Here is a 17,337-nt window from a genome sequence, read left to right on the forward strand (position 1 = left end):
TCGCCGAGAAGCTCAATGCCCGCGACATCCGTTTCGTGCCGATGTCGGCGCTGGAAGGCGACAACGTCGTCAATCGCAGCGCACGGATGCCTTGGTATCAGACCGCCGGCAAGGACGGCCAGCCACTGCTGGAGTTGCTGGAGACGGTCGAGATTGCCCGCGACCAGAACCTGGCCGACCTGCGCCTGCCGGTGCAGTACGTCAACCGGCCGAATCTCGATTTCCGCGGCTACAGTGGCACGCTGGCGGCCGGCATCCTGCGTCCCGGGCAATCGGTCAAAGCGTTGCCATCCGGCAAGACGAGCACGGTCGAGCGTATCGTGACGTTCGATGGTGACCTGGAGTGTGCGTATCCGGGACAGGCGATCAGCGTCACGCTCGAGGACGAAATCGACATCTCCCGCGGCGACTGGCTGGTGGCGGCCAATGACGAGGTGCCGCTGTCGAACGCCTTCGAGGCGGATATCGTCTGGATGCACGATACGGCACTGGAAACCGGCAAGCTTTACGACCTGAAGCTGGCGACCCGGGACCTGTCGGGGACGATCCAGTCGATCGACTATCAGGTCGATATCAATACGCTGGATCACAAGCGGGCCGACCAGTTGGAGTTGAATGCCATCGGCCGTTGCCGGGTCGAATTGACCAGCCGGATACCCGTCGACGATTACCGCCGTAGCCCCGGAACGGGAAGCCTGATCGTCATCGATCGGCTGACCAACGTCACGGTCGGGGCCGGCATGATTCGGGGGGTCGCCGAGCGCGAGGGCGGTCGAGAGACGCCGGTCGACTGGCAGGCCTTCGAAGTCGAGTTGAATGCGCTCATCCGCAAGCATTTTCCGCACTGGGAAGCCAAGGACGTGCGCGATATCTTCAAGGACTGACGGCGCCGTGTCGCGTTGCCCTGATAGAACGCCCCGCTGAGCGAGCACTTGGTGGGGCGTTGTCGTTTACCAGGGGCGCATGCGCTGGATGACACCGTCGCGTCGAACCAGGGCATGGTACAGGGCGGCGATGACGTGAATGGAGATCAGCACCAGAAGGGACCAGGCAACTCGTGCATGCCACTGGAACAGGGTGTCTGACAATGCCTTGTCCACCCCGATGATACCGGGCAGGTTGGTACCGAAAAACTGTACCGGAAAGTCGCCGGAGGCGGTAGCCAGCCAACCGAGGATCGGCATGGCCAGTAATAACAGATACATCAAACCATGAACGATTTCACTGGCGATGCGCATGGGCAGTGGCAGAGGTACGGCGTAATGAGGCTTGCCCAGTATCAGCCGTGCCAGAAGACGAACGACCATCAGCCCCAGAATCAGTACACCGAAAGATTTGTGGAACAGGTATAGGGCATTGGTGGTGTTGAGACCGAAGCGTTGCTCCAAGCCTTCGAACCCCAGATAGCCAATGGTCAGCCCCATACTCAATGAGCCGAGTACCAGCAGGGCGACTAGCCAGTGCAACAGCCGCTGGATAGGACGATATCGGGTGTAGGTCAGGAAAATAGGTCTGTCGGGCATGGCGTTTCCAGTCTCACCGGGCAAGGGTGACCGTGTTGTTCATGTTGCCAATCGCGTGACAGTGGTTGTCAGGATTCAATGACGCTGTGCGTTTATTGTTAGTACATTAGTGGTTGGCGACGTAGGGGGCAACCCATCGCGATCAACGTGGCTTCTCGGCAATCAGTATGGCGCGTCTCGGGGCGGGATAACCTTCACGCGTGAGAGAATGATCATCGGGGGCGAGAAAGTCAGCCAGTGACTGGAATTGCATCCAGTCGGTGGCTCGCTGCTCGTCAGTTGTCGTGTCGGTTTCGTCGACAATACGGACTCGCTCGAATCCGCAGCGGGTCAGCCAATGCGACAGTGCCAGGGAGGATGGCAGAAAATAGACATTGCTCATGGCGGCATAACGCTCGCCCGGCATGAAAACCGTCTGCTCGTCACCCTGGACGACCAGCGTTTCCAGGACCAGTTCGCCACCCGGTCGGAGGGCCCCGTGGAGCTGGCGGAGATGATCCAGCGGCGAGGGGCGGTGATACAGCACGCCCATCGAGCATACGGTATCGAAAGCTTCCAGCCGTTCCGGTACGTCCTCGATGCCGGCCGGCAGGAAATGCGTGCGTCCCGCATCGGCATCGCCAATGAAATGCCGTATTGCCTGAAACTGATAGTAGAAGCGTGGTGACGGGTCGAGCACCAGAACGAAGTCCGCGCCGGACCCTGCCATTCGCCACCCGTGATAGCCGTTACCACCTCCGACATCGAGAATCCGGCGACCGTGAAGCGGGGACAGGTGGGGCGCCAGCCGTTGCCACTTCCAGTCCGAGCGCCACTCGGTGTCGATCATGACACCGCCCAACCGATAAGGCCCCTTGCGCCAGGGCATGAGCTTTTTCAAGAGGTTCTGACATTGCCGACATTGTGGTTCGGTCAGGTCGACGTCGACCGTGACCGTGTCGTTATCCAGAAATACCTGGCGGCTGGTCGGTAGTTCGGGCAGTTTTGCGACAGCTTTCTCCCAGGCAGGGAGATCACCGAAACGCTTACGGTCCAGGCCGGTGGCAAGCTGATCGGGAAGTCGCGCTAACCAATCATCCAATCCCTGATCGATGAACGCGTGATAAAGGGGGCGATGGGCGTCGTTGGATAACACTCAGGCGTCCTTGAAGGCGATGATCGAAGCGAAGTTCAGATATTGGAACCAAGTCAGGCTGCGGTCGAAACCGGCCCCGGAGAGACGAGCATGATGCGCGTCCAGCGTATCGGGTATCAGCACATTTTCCAGCGCCGTTCGTTTCTGACTGATTTCCAGTTCGCTGTAGCCGTTGGCGCGCTTGAAATCATGGTAACGTTCGACGAGCCAGGCATTGTCCTGTTCGTCGTTTGCCACGATCTTTTCCGACAGGATGAGGATGCCGCCGGGTTCCAGAGCGTGGTAGAGGGCGCTGATGACCGCGTCGCGCTCCTCGGGGGCAAGGAACTGCAAAGTGAAGTTGAGGACGATCAACCCCGATGGCTGATAATCGAGGTGACGAATGTCGCCTTCGACAACCTCCATGGCATGGTTGGGACACTCCTCGGCAAGCGTGTTGCGGGCGCGTTCTACCATGGCGGGTGACAGGTCGACCGCACTCAGGTGGAAGGCTTCCGGCGGCAGTCTGCCGGCCAACGCCAACCCGACGGCGCCCAGTGAACAACCGAGGTCATAGACATGGGCGCCATGGCGAAGATGGCGCGCCGCGATTTCTCCCAACATGCCGAGAATCTGGCCATAACCGGGCACCGAGCGCCGGATCATGTCGGGGAAACACGACACTACCTGCTCATCGAAGGAAAAACGGGCGACGCGATCCAGGGGTGTCGAAAAGACCGCGTCACGGTAAGATGCATTACTCATGGTGTCATGCGAGGCCGCAATTGTCAGGTTGAGCCCTGTATTTTACCTATTGGGCCGGCATGCTGCACGGATCGCCGGAAAACGTATCCGGCCTGTCAAGGAGAGTCTATGAGCGGTGATCTTCGGCCCGACCAACGACCCGCCTGGCAAGCACTCGAAGCCCATGCCGAGTCGATGCGCTCGGCCCATTTGCGGGACTTGTTCGCGGCGTCGACAGACCGTTTCGCCGATTTCAGCCGACATACGGCAGGCTTGACCCTCGATCTCTCCAAACAGCGTTGGCAACCTGAAACAGTATCTCTGCTGCTGGATCTCGCGCGCGAGGCCGACGTGCCGGGGGCCATTGAACGCTTGCTGAATGGAGAGCGGGTCAATCGCAGCGAAGATCGTCCGGCACTTCATACGGCGCTGCGTTTGCCGCAAAACGCGTCGTTGATCGTCGATGGCGGTGACGTGGTGCCCGGCGTCCATCGTGAACTGTCGCGCATGGAAGCCATGGTCGACAAACTGCATGCCGGCCAGTGGCGGGGAGCGACCGGCCATGCGATTCGGGATGTGGTCAACCTGGGAGTCGGGGGCTCGGATCTCGGTCCCCTGATGGTGACGCACGCCCTGGCCGACTATCGTCCGCCCGAGGCGCAGCGGATTCGAGTACATTTCGCCTCCACCATGGACGGTTCGCAACTGGCGGATTACCTCTCCCGTTTTCAACCGGAGACGACGCTGTTCATTCTGTCCTCGAAATCGTTCACGACGATCGATACCTTGTCCAATGCGCGTACGGCGAGAGACTGGCTGTTGTCACGGCTGGTCGGCACGGGGCATGGTGTGCAACGCGACCTGGTGATGCGTCAGCATTTCATCGGCGTATCGGCGAGTCCCGACAAGATGAACGAGTGGGAAATCGCCCCCGCCAACCAGCTCGAGTTCTGGGATTGGGTTGGCGGACGGTATTCCTTGTGGGGCGCAATCGGCCTGCCGATTGCGTTAATCACCGGTATGGCGAATTTTCGTGCGCTGCTGGCCGGAGCCCATGCCATGGACCGCCATTTCCAGGATGCGCCGTTGACGGACAACCTCCCCGTCCTACTGGCGCTGGCCGGGATCTGGAACGTCAACTTTCTGGATATCCGGGCGCACTCCATTCTGCCTTATGATGGTCGGCTGGCTTACTTTGCCAGCTATCTGGAGCAACTCGAGATGGAGTCCAACGGCAAATCGGTCACGCATGAGGGCAAGGTAACGAGCTACTCTACCTGTCCGGTTCTGTGGGGGCAGCTCGGCCCTAATGCGCAGCATGCGTTCTATCAGCTGTTGCATCAGGGAACCCAGGCCGTGGCGTGTGATTTCATTGCGCCGCTCAAGCGTTACGATGATGTTGCCGATACGGCGACACGGGAACACTTGATCGAGCAGCACCGCCTGACGTTGGCCAATTGCTTTGCCCAGTCGCGGGTATTGATGCTGGGTGATGATGCGATCAAGGCACCTGGCGTGCGTCCCAGCCACAAGCGTTATCGAGGTAACCAGCCATCGACGACGGTATTGCTCGATCGTCTGACTCCCGACACATTGGGGGCGCTCATCGCTCTGTATGAGCACAAGGTGTTCGTTCAGGCAACCATCTGGGATATCAATCCGTTCGATCAGTGGGGCGTGGAATTGGGTAAGCAGATTGCCGGAGAGACCGAGCAAGTGCTGACCTCGGGAGATGGGCTCGAGGCCATGGATGCCTCCAGTCGAGGACTGATAGACGCGTTATGGGCTGCCGAAGCCTCGATGCGATCCGATGAAGGACCGGCATCCGAGGATGGGAAGTGAGGCTGGCTGTTTATACAGGGTGTGCGTTATGCTGAGTCTGGACGGGAGCACTCGCCAGTCAGTGACCAGCGGCGTGCTTTACTTGCACGGCTTCAATAGTGGCAGTGGTTCGCCCAAAGCGCGTCTGATGAGCGCGGCCTGTCAGCATGTGGCAGGTGGTCCCTTGCCGTGTTCGACACCGCAATTGTCGCATCTACCCTATACGGCATATGGCGAAGCGGAACGCCACCTCGATGCACTGGGGGAATGCCCCTTGATCGTGGGCAGCTCCATGGGAGGGTTTCTGGCGACGTGTCTCGCTGAACGGCATGATTTACCGACCGTGCTGATCAATCCTGCGGTTCGTCCGGCCGGGTTGGTCGAAGCCTGGCTGGGTGAACGTTTGGTCAACGAATATACCGGTGAGCAGTTCACGATCGATACCCACCATCGTGACGATTTGCAGTCGTTGACACCGGCGTATGTGGACCCTGCACGTTATCTGCTGCTGCTTGGCACGGCGGATGAAACGCTCGATTGCCGGGCAGCGTTTGAGGCCTATCGTGGTTGTCGTACCCTGATCGTTCCCAAGGGCGATCATGGCTTCAGTCGCTTGGTCGAATATCTGCCCGCGGTACTGGCCCATGGTGGGCATCGTCTGACATCCGAAAGCTTGCAATTCGAGCCTTCGTACTTCCAACAATAGTCATCAGTATGGATGAGGCATGACGCAATACAGCGCAAGTTCCATCGAGGTTCTTTCGGGACTCGAGCCGGTGCGCAAACGCCCCGGGATGTACACCGACACTTCTCGCCCCAACCACCTGGTCCAGGAAGTCATCGACAACAGTGTCGATGAAGCGGTGGTGGGATATGCAGACGAGATTTCAGTGTGTCTGTTGGAGGATGGCGGGATCGAAGTCAGCGATAACGGTCGCGGTATGCCGATCGATATGCACCCCGAGCACGGAGTGACCGGTATCGAGCTGATCATGACCAAGCTGCATGCCGGCGGCAAGTTTTCCCAGTCCAGTTACCGGTTTGCCGGTGGGTTGCATGGGGTCGGCGTCTCTGTGGTCAATGCGTTATCCGATCGTCTGGAGATCGAGGTCTGCCGCGATGGTCACCGCCATGCCATGGCCTTCGAGCATGGTGAAAAAGTGGCTGACCTGTCGGTGATAGGCACCTGCCCGCAACGTACGACCGGAACGATGGTCCGTTTCTGGCCCGACGAGAGCTACTTCGACAGTGCCAAGCTCTCTCTGCCGCGATTGACGCACCTGTTGCGTGCCAAGGCGGTGTTGTGTCCCGGCCTCAAGGTCACTCTGGTCGAGCCTGGCGGCGACAAGAGTGTGTGGCAGTACGAGGATGGCCTGCGCGATTATCTGGCGGAGGCGACCGATGGGTACGATGTCTTGCCGCCGACACCGTTCATCGGCCATTTCGCCGATGACGAACAGGGCGTCGACTGGGCCATTCAATGGTTACCTGAAGGTGGCGAGTTGTTGACGGAGAGTTATGTCAACCTGATCCCGACGCCGCTGGGGGGCACGCATGTCAACGGACTGCGGTCGGGGCTGCTCGACGCGTTGCGTGAGTTCTGTGATTACCGCGGGTTGTTGCCGCGGGGTGTCAAGCTGACTGCCGACGACCTGTGGGAACGTGTCTCCTATGTGTTATCGGTGAAACTGCTCGACCCACAGTTCGCTGGCCAGACCAAGGAGCGACTTTCCTCCCGGACCGTGGCAGCCTTCGTTTCCGGTGTGGTCAAGGATGCGTTTTCACTGTGGCTCAATCATCATGTCGATCAGGCCGAGGCTCTGGCCGAACTGGTGATCAATGCCGCCCAGCGTCGCCAGAAGAGCGCCAAGAAAGTGGCGCGCAAGAAAGTGACGTCCGGGCCGGCGCTGCCTGGCAAGCTCGCGGACTGTGCCGGGCAGGACCCGGTGGCAAGCGAGCTGTTTCTGGTCGAAGGCGATAGCGCCGGCGGTAGTGCCAAGCAGGCGCGCGATCGTGAAACGCAGGCGATTCTGCCGCTGCGTGGCAAGATCCTCAATACTTGGGAAGTGGAGCATCACGATATCTACAGTTCGCAGGAAGTGCACGATATTGCGGTGGCCATCGGTATGGATCCAGGCAGTGACGATCTCTCCAAACTGCGCTACCACAAGATCTGCATTCTTGCCGATGCCGACTCCGATGGATTGCATATCGCCACGCTCCTGTGTGCGCTCTTCGTGCGCCATTTCCCGGCGCTGGTCGATGCTGGCCATGTGTTCGTCGCCATGCCCCCCCTCTATCGTATCGACCTTGGAAAGGACGTCTTCTATGCCCTGGACGAGAGCGAGAAAGGCGCCATTCTCAAGCGTCTGGAAGACAAGCGGGGAACGCCGAATGTGCAGCGCTTCAAAGGGCTGGGAGAGATGAGTCCATTGCAACTGCGCGAGACGACCATGGCGGCGGATACCCGTCGCCTGGTACAGCTCACTCGTGAGGAAAACGACGGCACGCTGGAAATGATGGATATGTTGTTGGCCCGCAAGCGGGCGTCCGATCGCAAGGGGTGGCTGGAAGATTACGGCAATCTGGCCGATATCGAAGTGTGAACGAGCAGCGCACTGTCCGTCACCGCGGACGCTTAATTTTACCCTTGTCCTGCCGATAGTGCACGAAGGGGCCTGGGAAATGCAGGGCCCCGCTAACAAGACTATTGGCGGGAGGGGATGATGTCCTGGTTTAAAACGATTTCACGTCAGCTGACGTTGGCGGCGGTTGTCCTGATGATTCTGATGGCCGTTGCTATCTATGTCGTCATGGCATGGCGGGGCCAGCCACAGGTGATTGATGCCAGCCAGTCGTTGATCGATCGTACGGGGAGCTCGATCGTCAATGCGCTTGATTCCCGTCTATCCCGGGTGGAAGGCAATACATCGAGTCTGGCGGCGTTGGCCGAATCGTTGCCACCGCGTGATTCTCTCTACCGTGACGCTTTGCCTCCCGTCGTCGATGACAATGGCAATGCGGCCATTGCCGGCGGCGGTATATGGCCTGAACCGGGGGCATTCGAGTCAGGCGTGGATAAGCACAGTTTTTTCTGGGCTCGCGACGATCAAGGCGAATTGGCGTTTTCCGATGCCTATAACGCATCGGATATCGCGCCTTATCAGGAGGAAGCCTGGTATACCAGTGCGCGTGGCAGCGAACCCGGCAGTTGTGTCTGGTCCACGGCGTATCGCGACCCGACGACCGGCGTGGCGATGGTGACGTGCAGCGTGCCTTATTCGCTCGATGGCGAGTTTGCCGGGGTGGCCACGATCGATATGCAGCTCGGTGGCGTCGCGGACTTCTTGACCCAGGAAGGGGACGCAACCGGCGGCTATGCCTTCGTTCTCGACAAGGCGGGCAATGTGATCCATTTCCCGGGAGCCGATCTCTCCACGTCCGAGATGCAGTCACTGAATTCGCTGGCTGACGACATGGCCTGGTTGCAACCGGTGGTCGAAGGGTTGGATTCTTCGCAGCATGAAGTGTCGGTCGAGACGGCGGGCGTACTTGATGAACCGGCCTCTATTCGCTTGTTCGATATGTCTAACACCGGCTGGACATTGGGGCTAGTAACACCGCAGGAGCGTGTGACGTCGCTGGCACAGTCCCTGACTCGGGATCTATTGATCTTCATCCTGCCTCTGTTGGCGCTGTTGCTGGCATTGGGCTGGTGGGGCGGCCGCGTGTTGCTGGCACAGGTCCGCGATACGACACAGCAGATCGACCAGCTGGGGCAGGGGGAAGCCAGTGGCACCCTGACTGTCTATCGCGATGATGAAATCGGTGAACTCCGGGAAGCCGTCAACCGCTATTCTGACAAGCTCCGTCGACTGTTCGGTGACGTGCGAGGCGTCTCGGAAGCGATCGCCAGTGAAGCCAACGACATTGCTTCCGGTAATTCGGAGCTTTCCAGTCGCACGGAGCAGCAGGCTGCCTCGTTGCAGGAAACGTCATCGACCATGGAAGAGATGGCCTCTACCGTGAAGCGCAATGCGGAAAATGCCGGCGAGGCCGACAAACGCGTTGCTGAATCGTCAGAGATGGTGAAGCGCGGCGGTGAGCAGGTCACGCGTCTGGCGCAATCGATGCAGGATATCAGCGCAAGTTCGGGTGAGGTTTCTTCGATCGTCGATGTGATCGAGGATATTGCCTTCCAGACCAATATCCTGGCGCTCAATGCCTCTGTGGAGGCGGCGCGGGCCGGAGAACACGGGCGCGGTTTCGCCGTCGTAGCGAGTGAAGTGCGTGAGTTGGCGTCACGCAGTGCTACCTCGGCACGCAATATCAATGAATTGATTCGCACCACGTCGGCACAGATCGAGACCGGTAGTGGTTACGCCCGTGAAGCGGAAACCGCCATGCAAGAGATCGTGGTCTCCATTGAGGAGATCGCCGGGCGTATTGGAGAGATAAGCCAGGCGTCCAATGAGCAGACCAACGGCATCGATGAGATCAACCGAGCCATCTCGCAGATGGATACCGTCACGCAGCAGAACGCTGGTCTGGTGAACCAGGCCTCGACTGCCGCCAATGAGTTGGCCTCACAGGCACAGCAGTTGAGAGAACTGATCGAGGCGTTCCATCGTGCCGAAGATCATGACGAGAACGCGACGATGAAGACCTCATTGCCGTCGCTGGAATCGGAGCAAACGGTTTGACGTTGAAGGAGTCGACGGCAGTCTCTGCGATTGGTGTGTGTTAGGATCTCGTATCCGCTACTACCCTTGTTCAACCTGACGACGCACCGTACGGCGGTGCGTAGTGAAGGTACTGGATTGCCAGCGACTGAAAGGGATTGGCTCCGCCGTCAAGATAGGATTCATCGTCATGGACATTTTCGTGGAGGAAGGCGACGTCGAGCGCCTGTCTCTCAAGGAGTACACCGAAAAGGCGTACCTCGACTACTCGATGTACGTGATCCTGGATCGCGCACTGCCGCATATCGGTGATGGCATGAAACCGGTACAGCGGCGCATCGTCTATGCGATGCGGGAGCTGTCGCTGACAGCCAATGCCAAGTACAAGAAGTCGGCGCGTACCGTCGGCGATGTGCTGGGCAAGTTCCACCCGCATGGCGACAGTGCTTGCTATGAAGCGATGGTGCTGATGGCGCAACCCTTCAGCTATCGCTATCCGCTGGTGGATGGGCAGGGTAACTGGGGCAGCCCGGATGATCCCAAGTCGTTTGCCGCGATGCGTTACACGGAAGCGCGGCTGTCCAGGTTCTCGGAAGTCCTGCTTTCCGAGCTCGGTCAGGGCACCGTCGACTGGACTCCCAATTTCGACGGCACCATGAATGAACCGGTGGTCTTGCCGTCGAGGTTGCCTCATGTGCTGTTGAATGGCGGTACCGGTATTGCCGTGGGGATGGCGACGGATATCCCGCCACACAATGTGCATGAGGTGGTCGAGGCGACCTGTCATTTGTTGCGTCACCCCGAAGCGACGACGGCAGACCTGACCGACTACGTGCCCGGACCGGATTTCCCCACCCAGGCGGAAATCATCACGTCGCGTGCGGAGCTGCGCAAGGTGTATGAAAGCGGCCGTGGTTCGGTCAAGGTACGTGCCCACTACGAGCGCGAGAATGGCAAGATCGTGATCACTGCGCTGCCTTATCAGGTCAGTGGTGCCAAGGTCCTTGAACAGATTGCGGCGCAGATGCAGGCCAAAAAACTCCCGATGGTCGAGGATCTGCGTGATGAGTCGACCCATGAGATGCCGACCCGCCTGGTGATCGAGCCCCGTTCCAATCGTGTCGATGTCGAGTCCTTGATGGCGCATCTGTTCGCGACGACCGACCTCGAGAAGAATATTCGTGTCAACCTGAACGTGATCGGACTCGATGGACGCCCCCGGGTGATGCCTCTGCCCGACATGCTGGGCGAATGGTTACGCTTCCGGCGTGCCACGGTTCGCCGTCGCCTGGAACATCGCCTGGGCAAGGTAGAGGATCGCCTGCACATCCTGGCAGGGCTGCTGATCGCCTACCTCAACATCGACGAAGTGATCCGTATCATTCGTGAAGAGGACGAGCCCAAAGCGGCCTTGATGGAGACGTTCGGTCTCAGCGATCGTCAGGCCGAGGCGATTCTCGAACTGCGTTTGCGTCATCTCGCCAAGCTGGAAGAGTTCAAGCTGCGTAGTGAGCAGGATGAACTCGAGAACGAACGTGAACGCCTGCAGGAATTGCTGGGTAACGATGAGGCGATGACCGACTTGATCGAAGCGGAATTGCGCGAGGCGGGCCGCGAATACGGTGATACGCGGCGCGCACCGCTGGTCGAAAGGGAAGAAGCGAAGGCGTTGTCGGAAGTCGAGCTGATCGGGGCCGATCCGGTCACCGTCGTGCTATCCGAGAAGGGCTGGATTCGAGCTGCCAAGGGCCATGAGATCGACCCGGCCGGGTTATCGTTCAAGGCCGGTGATCGCTTCCATCTGGCGGCACGCGGCAAGACCAATCAGCCGCTCGTGCTGCTGGACGACAATGGTCGTGCCTACACCTTGGCGGCACACAATCTGCCCAGTGCCAGAAGCCAGGGTGAACCCGTAACGGGGCGCATCAATGCCACGGCCGGTGTGCACTTCATGGGGGTCATGCTGGGGACCGCGGAGACGCGTTACTTGTTGGCTTCCGATGGCGGCTATGGCTTCGTTGCGCGCCTCGGCGAGTTGACCGGCAAGAACAAATCGGGCAAGGCAGCCCTTACGCTGCCCAAGGGCTGCAATGTATTGCCCCCGAAACCGGTTCCCGAGGGGGATGGGCTCCGTGTCGCGGCCGTATCCAACGAAGGACGTCTGCTGATCTTTACCCTGGACTCCCTGCCTGAAATGGCCAAGGGCAAAGGAAACAAGATGATCGACATCCCCGGCGGCCGAGCGGCGCGCCGGGAAGAATTCGTCAAGGATATGGCACTTCTTCCCGACAAGGCCTCGCTGGTCGTACAGGCGGGAAAACGCAAGTTGACGCTCAAGTCGGGTGATCTCGAATACTATACCGGCGAACGTGGCCGTCGAGGCAGCAAGTTACCGCGCGGTTTCCAAAAGGTTGACAGTCTGGGAGTGGAGATGTGACGCAACAACGCTTGATTCTGACTCTGATGGGGCCACGGCTGTCAGAGAGGGTGCTGAACGAAGTCGATGGCTTGCTGCAGCGACATGGCTTGCGTACGCAAATACACCGAGATCTTGCCTCTCCCGTTCCTGCGGATGAGGCGTTACCGGCGCAAGGTGTCTGCCGTGAATACGTCGTGGAGGGAGAGCGCGTCGATCTCGAGGTCTTGCGCCGAGAGTCGCTGACATTGGCCGCTGCGCATGAGGTGGATATTGCGGTACGAGAGGCCGGTCACGACCCATGGCGCTATCGCCTGGTGTGTTTCGACATGGACTCGACACTGATCAAGGCCGAAGTCATCGACGAATTGGCGCGCCGTCACGGTGTTTATGATCAGGTGTCTGCCGTCACTGAACGTGCCATGCGCGGGGAGCTGGACTTCCAGCAAAGTTTTCGTGAACGGATGGCCAAACTGCGCGGGCTCGATGAGTCGGTACTGATCGAAATCGCTGACACGCTACCGTTGATGGAGGGGGGCGAGCGATTGATGAGGAACCTGAAACGCCTGGGATACCGGACGGCCATCGTGTCGGGGGGCTTTACCTATTTTGCACGTTACCTGCAGTCGCGGTTAGGTTTCGATGAGGTGCATGCCAACGAGCTGGTTCTCGACAGTGGGCAGGTCACTGGCAGCGTGCGCGAACCGATCGTCGATGCCGATCGGAAAGCCTATTGGCTACGAACGATTGCGGAGCGTGAGGGCTGGGCGCTTGAACAGACCGTCGCCGTGGGGGATGGCGCCAATGATCTCAAGATGCTGGCGTCGGCCGGCTTGGGTGTCGCCTTTCATGCCAAACCTCTGGTCAGGGAGCAAGCCAGCTATTCGATCGCGACCCTGGGGCTGGATGCGCTACTCTATCTGCTCGGCCATGCAGACGACGAGCTGACACCGTAGTGGTCGTGGAGATCCGTGTCTTCGGTAGCGCGGATCGCCCGGATCGACGTTGATCGCCCCTCGGTTATCCACTGACCAACGACTAGTCCAGAGGAATCTCATGGAGTCGAGTGAAACCCACCGCAGGATCGAACATGCCGGCGAATGCCAGGAGCTATTGGAGACGTTGTGTGAGCCCGGCGGTGCGGCATTGATCTACGAGGCTCCCGGTAGCGAACCCTTACCGGCGTTATTGATGGCGTTGGTGGCTGGCGAGCACCTATTGATCGATATCACCGCGATTCCCGAAATCGCCGATGGGCTGGAGTCCGGCCAGACCATTCGCCTGGTGGGGCGGTCGCAAGGTGCCATGCTGCGTACATCGCCGTTGCAATTTCGTTCATGGGTCGATGCGCCGGGTCGCATTCAATGTCTCTGCGAGTATCCCGATCATCTGGAAGTGATTCATCGGCGCGAGGTCTTTCGAGCCGAGCTGCGAGCCGGTATGGAAGCGGCCGCAACGATAACGAACGGCGACAGCGTGTACGAGGGGGCGCTCTGCAACCTGTCACTGGGTGGTTGCATGGTGGCGTTGCCGTCCTCGTCGGCGGCGACCTTGGGCGATGATGAGCAGGTTGTTGTCTCTCTGACCCTGGCGTTTCCCAACGATCAACGCTTGACGTTGAGGACCCGTATCCGGCATGTACAGGTCGATGGTCAATCACATTCGGCTCGCCTGGGATGCCAGTTCATCGGTCTCGATAGCGACCAGGAACGCCGAGTCTGGTTCTATGTGCGTGAGATTGAACGCGAAAGTGCACGTCGTACCGCTCAGGAACCTGATTTACTGGCACCATCGCCGTTATTCGAGACGGCCGACCGTCGCCATGTTTCAACGCGCCCGCATGGCGCGCACTACGCCACACCGATGGCACGTCGTCTGGCTCACGTGTCGGGGTTTCTTAGCGGCCAGTTGCTCGACGTGCAGGCAGGACGAGACCTCGACTCCCGTGGCCTGTCGAAACAGGCGGATCAGCTCCTGACGTTGATGGAGGGCGATCGTGAAGGTCTGTTGTTTGCCTGTGTCTGTCAGACCTCCGAACCAGCCCTGGTTCAGCATGGGGTGTCGGTAGCCGTCCGCTTGGCCGACCTGGCTCGCGATGCCGGTATGCCGCGTGATACTCAGAAGGCATTGGTTGCGGCCAGCATGGTGCATGATTTTGGCAAGGCCCTGCTTCCCAGGGAGTTGCGCCAGACGCTGGCTGAAGCGCGTGAACTGGGAGACGAGGAATACCGTGCCATGATGGCCCATGTCGCCTTGATTCAGGAGCGGCTGGCCGTCTGCCGTTGGCTCGACGCCGACGTTAGCGCTTCCGTTGTCAGCGGTGTCAACGAGCGTCTCGATGGCAGCGGGTATCCGCAGGGGGTGACTTCCGCCAAGCTCGACGAGCTGGCTCGTATGGCCGCGATCGTCGATGTCATCGATGCCATGAGTCGCTACCGGGCCGATCGGCGAGCTCATGGCATCAGTGACATCTATCGCTACCTGTTGCACCATCCCGAACGATTCGATGCTCGCTGGATCCAGCGCTATGTGCATCGGTTCGGTGTGTTGCCGATCGGCAGTCTGGCACGTTTTTCTTCGGGTCAACTGGCCTGGATCCAGCGCCTGGATGCCAACGGGCGACCTCGCCAAGTACAACTCACCGATGCCGTACGCCCTCCGGATTCCCGTCTGGGTGACATCCTGCGCGATGATCAGTTGGTGACGTTGGGTGAAATCGAAGGCCTGGAAGTGGTGGATGCTGTCATGCCGGATGGCGAGAGTTCCTGACCCCATTCAACGAGTCTAGCGATCATGAGCGAGACCCTGGATATCTGGCAGTCGCGCTTCGAGCGGCTGCGCGCCAATAAGTGGTTCGAGGCGTTTGTCATTGCGATCATCATCCTCTCGGCGGTGTTGATCGGGGCCAAGACCTACGAGGAGGCGACACGCTTCGAGCAGGCGCTCTATTACTTCGACTGGGCGGTGACGCTGTTCTTCCTGGCCGAGATCCTCGTGAGAATGGCGGCTGAGCGGCACATCCGGGATTTCTTCCGCAGTGGATGGAATGTCTTCGATTTCCTGATCGTGGTCGCCAGCCTGGTGCCCCTCAACGATAGTGAAATGGTCCTGCTGGCGCGATTGCTACGCATCTTTCGTGTCTTGCGTCTGGTATCGATGATACCTGAGCTCAGAGTGCTGATGGCGGCATTGGTGAAGTCGATTCCGCGCATGGGCTATGTGGCGCTGCTGATGTTCATCATCTTCTATATTTATGCCGCCATCGGCAGCTTCCTGTTCGCGGAGGTCGATGAGTTCCTGTGGGGGAACATTGCCCTGGCCCTGCTGACTCTGTTCCGGGTGGCAACGTTCGAGGATTGGACGGACGTGCTCTACGATACCATGGAGTTGTATCCTTGGAGCTGGATCTACTTTCTCACGTTCCTGTTCCTGACCGCTTTCATCTTTCTCAACATGATGGTGGGCATCGTGCTCGATGTCATGCAGAAAGAAGGAGCACAGATGGAACTCGAGAGTGGCAAGGGTGAAGCGGCCGAGATGCAGGGGTTGCGTGACGATGTCAGGTCCATGCGCGATCAACTATCGCGCATGGAGGAAAAGCTGGAGCACCGTCGGGAGGTCCCCGATTGAGGAGGCAGCATGAGTATCGTCCGAGCGCTGGGGGTTCCCAGTTTTCTACCTCCCTATCTCCTTGAGCACCTGCAACGCAGTGGTGACGCCCGTTTACAGGTGTGCGTCCGCGATACCTTGCTTGATGACCGGCATTTCAGGGCCCGAGGCGGAACGACGCGCCTGCCTTCGCCAAGTGCCCAGCGAGGTCAGCCTGCGCGTTATATTCATTCGGCCGAACAGCAACGTACCTTGCCCGGTCGTTTGGTGCGGAGGGAAGGGCAGGAAGAGACTAGCGATCCGGCCGTTGACGAAGCTTATCGCTGGCTGGGAGCCACTTACCGGTTCTTTTGGGAGGTATTCGGGCGCCACTCCATCGATGATCGGGGAATGGCTTTGCTGGGCACCGTCCACTATGGCCGGCATTATGAAAATGCGTTCTGGGATGGTTCGCAAATGGTGTTCGGCGACGGTGATGGCGAGGTTTTCAATCGCTTCACCAGATCCCTGGAGGTCGTGGCTCACGAGTTGACGCATGGGGTGATCGAGCGCGACGCGTCGTTGACGTATCAAGGACAATCTGGGGCGCTCAACGAGTCGTTTGCCGATGTCTTTGGCAGCTTGGTCAAGCAGTATGACCGAGGTCAGACGGTCGAGGAGGCGGACTGGTTGATCGGCGCGGAACTCTTTACCGATCGAGTGAATGGCCGGGCCATGCGTTCAATGTCGAATCCCGGTAGTGCCTACGACGATCCTCTGCTGGGCCGTGATCCTCAACCCGGCCATATGGAGGATTTCGTCGAGACGCAGGAAGACAATGGTGGGGTGCACATCAACTCGGGGATACCCAACCGAGCTTTTTATCTGGTCGCCACGGCATTGGGGGGGTATGCCTGGAAAGAGGCGGGACAACTCTGGTATGACGCTCTCCATGATGCCCGACTGGCCCAGAATGACGACTTTCCATCGTTCGCCGAACTGACGATCACCATCGCCGGCGAGCGCCCGGGCTCGGGTAACCAATTGGAGCAAGCGGTTGTCGATGCCTGGCGGACGGTCGGGGTCGTGCCATGAACGAGGCCGTGGCACCGCGATTGACTCCCTGTAGCGTACTGATGCTGCATCGTGAGGGGGGCTTCGCTCATTTCCCGGGATTCTCCCGGCCACGGCAGATTCGTTGCGACCAATTGGATGCGGACCAGTTATCCTGGCTACAGGCACTGCTTGACGAACTGACACCGGCGGCTTCTGGTCGGACAATGTCATCGGGTAGGGACCGATGCGTGTGGCACCTTACCATCGACAACGGCCGGGTGCCGTCCTGGCATGTCGCTCTCGAGGAAGCGCAACTCCCGGAATGGCTCCTTCGGATATGGCGCCAGGCCGAGGTATCTCGAACGCCATGACATCGAAAAGGCGCAGCATTGC

Annotated in this window: 14 protein-coding genes; 11 read left to right on the plus strand and 3 right to left on the minus strand. The window is 59.4% G+C overall.

Going from position 1 to position 17,337, the window contains the following annotated elements:
• Positions 1-884: elongation factor 1-alpha C-terminal domain-related protein (locus tag FVV99_RS13155; RefSeq protein ID WP_407921350.1), on the plus strand; the 884-nt coding region annotated here is incomplete at its 5' end.
• Positions 885-950: 66 nt separating this feature from the next.
• Here FVV99_RS13155 and FVV99_RS13160 read toward each other — a convergent pair.
• The 3 genes from FVV99_RS13160 to cmoA all read right to left on the minus strand — a co-directional run bounded on the left by FVV99_RS13160 (position 951) and on the right by cmoA (position 3,402).
• On the minus strand, positions 951-1,523 hold the full coding sequence (locus FVV99_RS13160) for a cytochrome b (RefSeq protein ID WP_148254555.1): 573 nt from the start codon (positions 1,521-1,523) through the stop codon (positions 951-953).
• Between the two features lie 142 nt (positions 1,524-1,665).
• The gene (gene cmoB, locus FVV99_RS13165; protein ID WP_148254556.1) at positions 1,666-2,658 is read right to left on the minus strand and encodes a tRNA 5-methoxyuridine(34)/uridine 5-oxyacetic acid(34) synthase CmoB; all 993 of its coding nucleotides are present in this window, start codon (positions 2,656-2,658) and stop codon (positions 1,666-1,668) included.
• Entirely contained in the window at positions 2,659-3,402 is a 744-nt protein-coding gene (cmoA, locus tag FVV99_RS13170; RefSeq protein WP_148254557.1) for a carboxy-S-adenosyl-L-methionine synthase CmoA, read from the minus strand.
• 108 nt (positions 3,403-3,510) lie between these two features.
• Here cmoA and pgi point away from each other — a divergent pair, with 108 nt between their 5' ends.
• From pgi to FVV99_RS13220, 10 genes are all read left to right on the plus strand, one after another.
• Positions 3,511-5,223 (plus strand): glucose-6-phosphate isomerase, encoded by a 1,713-nt coding sequence (gene pgi, locus FVV99_RS13175; RefSeq protein ID WP_148254558.1) that lies wholly within the window; start codon positions 3,511-3,513, stop codon positions 5,221-5,223.
• 28 nt (positions 5,224-5,251) lie between these two features.
• On the plus strand, positions 5,252-5,908 hold the full coding sequence (locus FVV99_RS13180; protein ID WP_148254559.1) for a YqiA/YcfP family alpha/beta fold hydrolase: 657 nt from the start codon (positions 5,252-5,254) through the stop codon (positions 5,906-5,908).
• Positions 5,909-5,927: 19 nt separating this feature from the next.
• Positions 5,928-7,808, plus strand: coding sequence for a DNA topoisomerase IV subunit B (gene parE / locus FVV99_RS13185; protein WP_148254560.1), 1,881 nt, complete (start codon positions 5,928-5,930; stop codon positions 7,806-7,808).
• Positions 7,809-7,928: 120 nt separating this feature from the next.
• Positions 7,929-9,905: a methyl-accepting chemotaxis protein gene (locus FVV99_RS13190; protein WP_236645410.1), complete on the plus strand. Its 1,977-nt coding sequence runs from the start codon at positions 7,929-7,931 to the stop codon at positions 9,903-9,905.
• 169 nt (positions 9,906-10,074) lie between these two features.
• Entirely contained in the window at positions 10,075-12,321 is a 2,247-nt protein-coding gene (gene parC, locus FVV99_RS13195; protein WP_148254561.1) for a DNA topoisomerase IV subunit A, read from the plus strand.
• Positions 12,318-13,256, plus strand: a complete 939-nt coding sequence (gene serB, locus FVV99_RS13200) for a phosphoserine phosphatase SerB (protein ID WP_236645411.1) — start codon at positions 12,318-12,320, stop codon at positions 13,254-13,256. The genes parC and serB overlap by 4 nt, the downstream gene beginning before the upstream one ends.
• Positions 13,257-13,356: 100 nt before the next feature.
• Entirely contained in the window at positions 13,357-15,069 is a 1,713-nt protein-coding gene (locus FVV99_RS13205) for an HD domain-containing phosphohydrolase (protein ID WP_148254562.1), read from the plus strand.
• 24 nt (positions 15,070-15,093) lie between these two features.
• The gene (locus tag FVV99_RS13210) at positions 15,094-15,930 is read left to right on the plus strand and encodes an ion transporter (protein WP_148254563.1); all 837 of its coding nucleotides are present in this window, start codon (positions 15,094-15,096) and stop codon (positions 15,928-15,930) included.
• A 9-nt stretch (positions 15,931-15,939) separates the two neighbouring features.
• Positions 15,940-16,983: a M4 family metallopeptidase gene (locus tag FVV99_RS13215; RefSeq protein ID WP_201745102.1), complete on the plus strand. Its 1,044-nt coding sequence runs from the start codon at positions 15,940-15,942 to the stop codon at positions 16,981-16,983.
• Positions 16,980-17,315 (plus strand): protealysin inhibitor emfourin, encoded by a 336-nt coding sequence (locus FVV99_RS13220; RefSeq protein ID WP_148254564.1) that lies wholly within the window; start codon positions 16,980-16,982, stop codon positions 17,313-17,315. Before FVV99_RS13215 ends, FVV99_RS13220 begins: the two co-directional genes overlap by 4 nt.
• Positions 17,316-17,337: the final 22 nt, after the last annotated feature.

It is taken from the genome of Aidingimonas lacisalsi, assembly GCF_008079445.1.
GTDB lineage: Bacteria > Pseudomonadota > Gammaproteobacteria > Pseudomonadales > Halomonadaceae > Aidingimonas > Aidingimonas lacisalsi.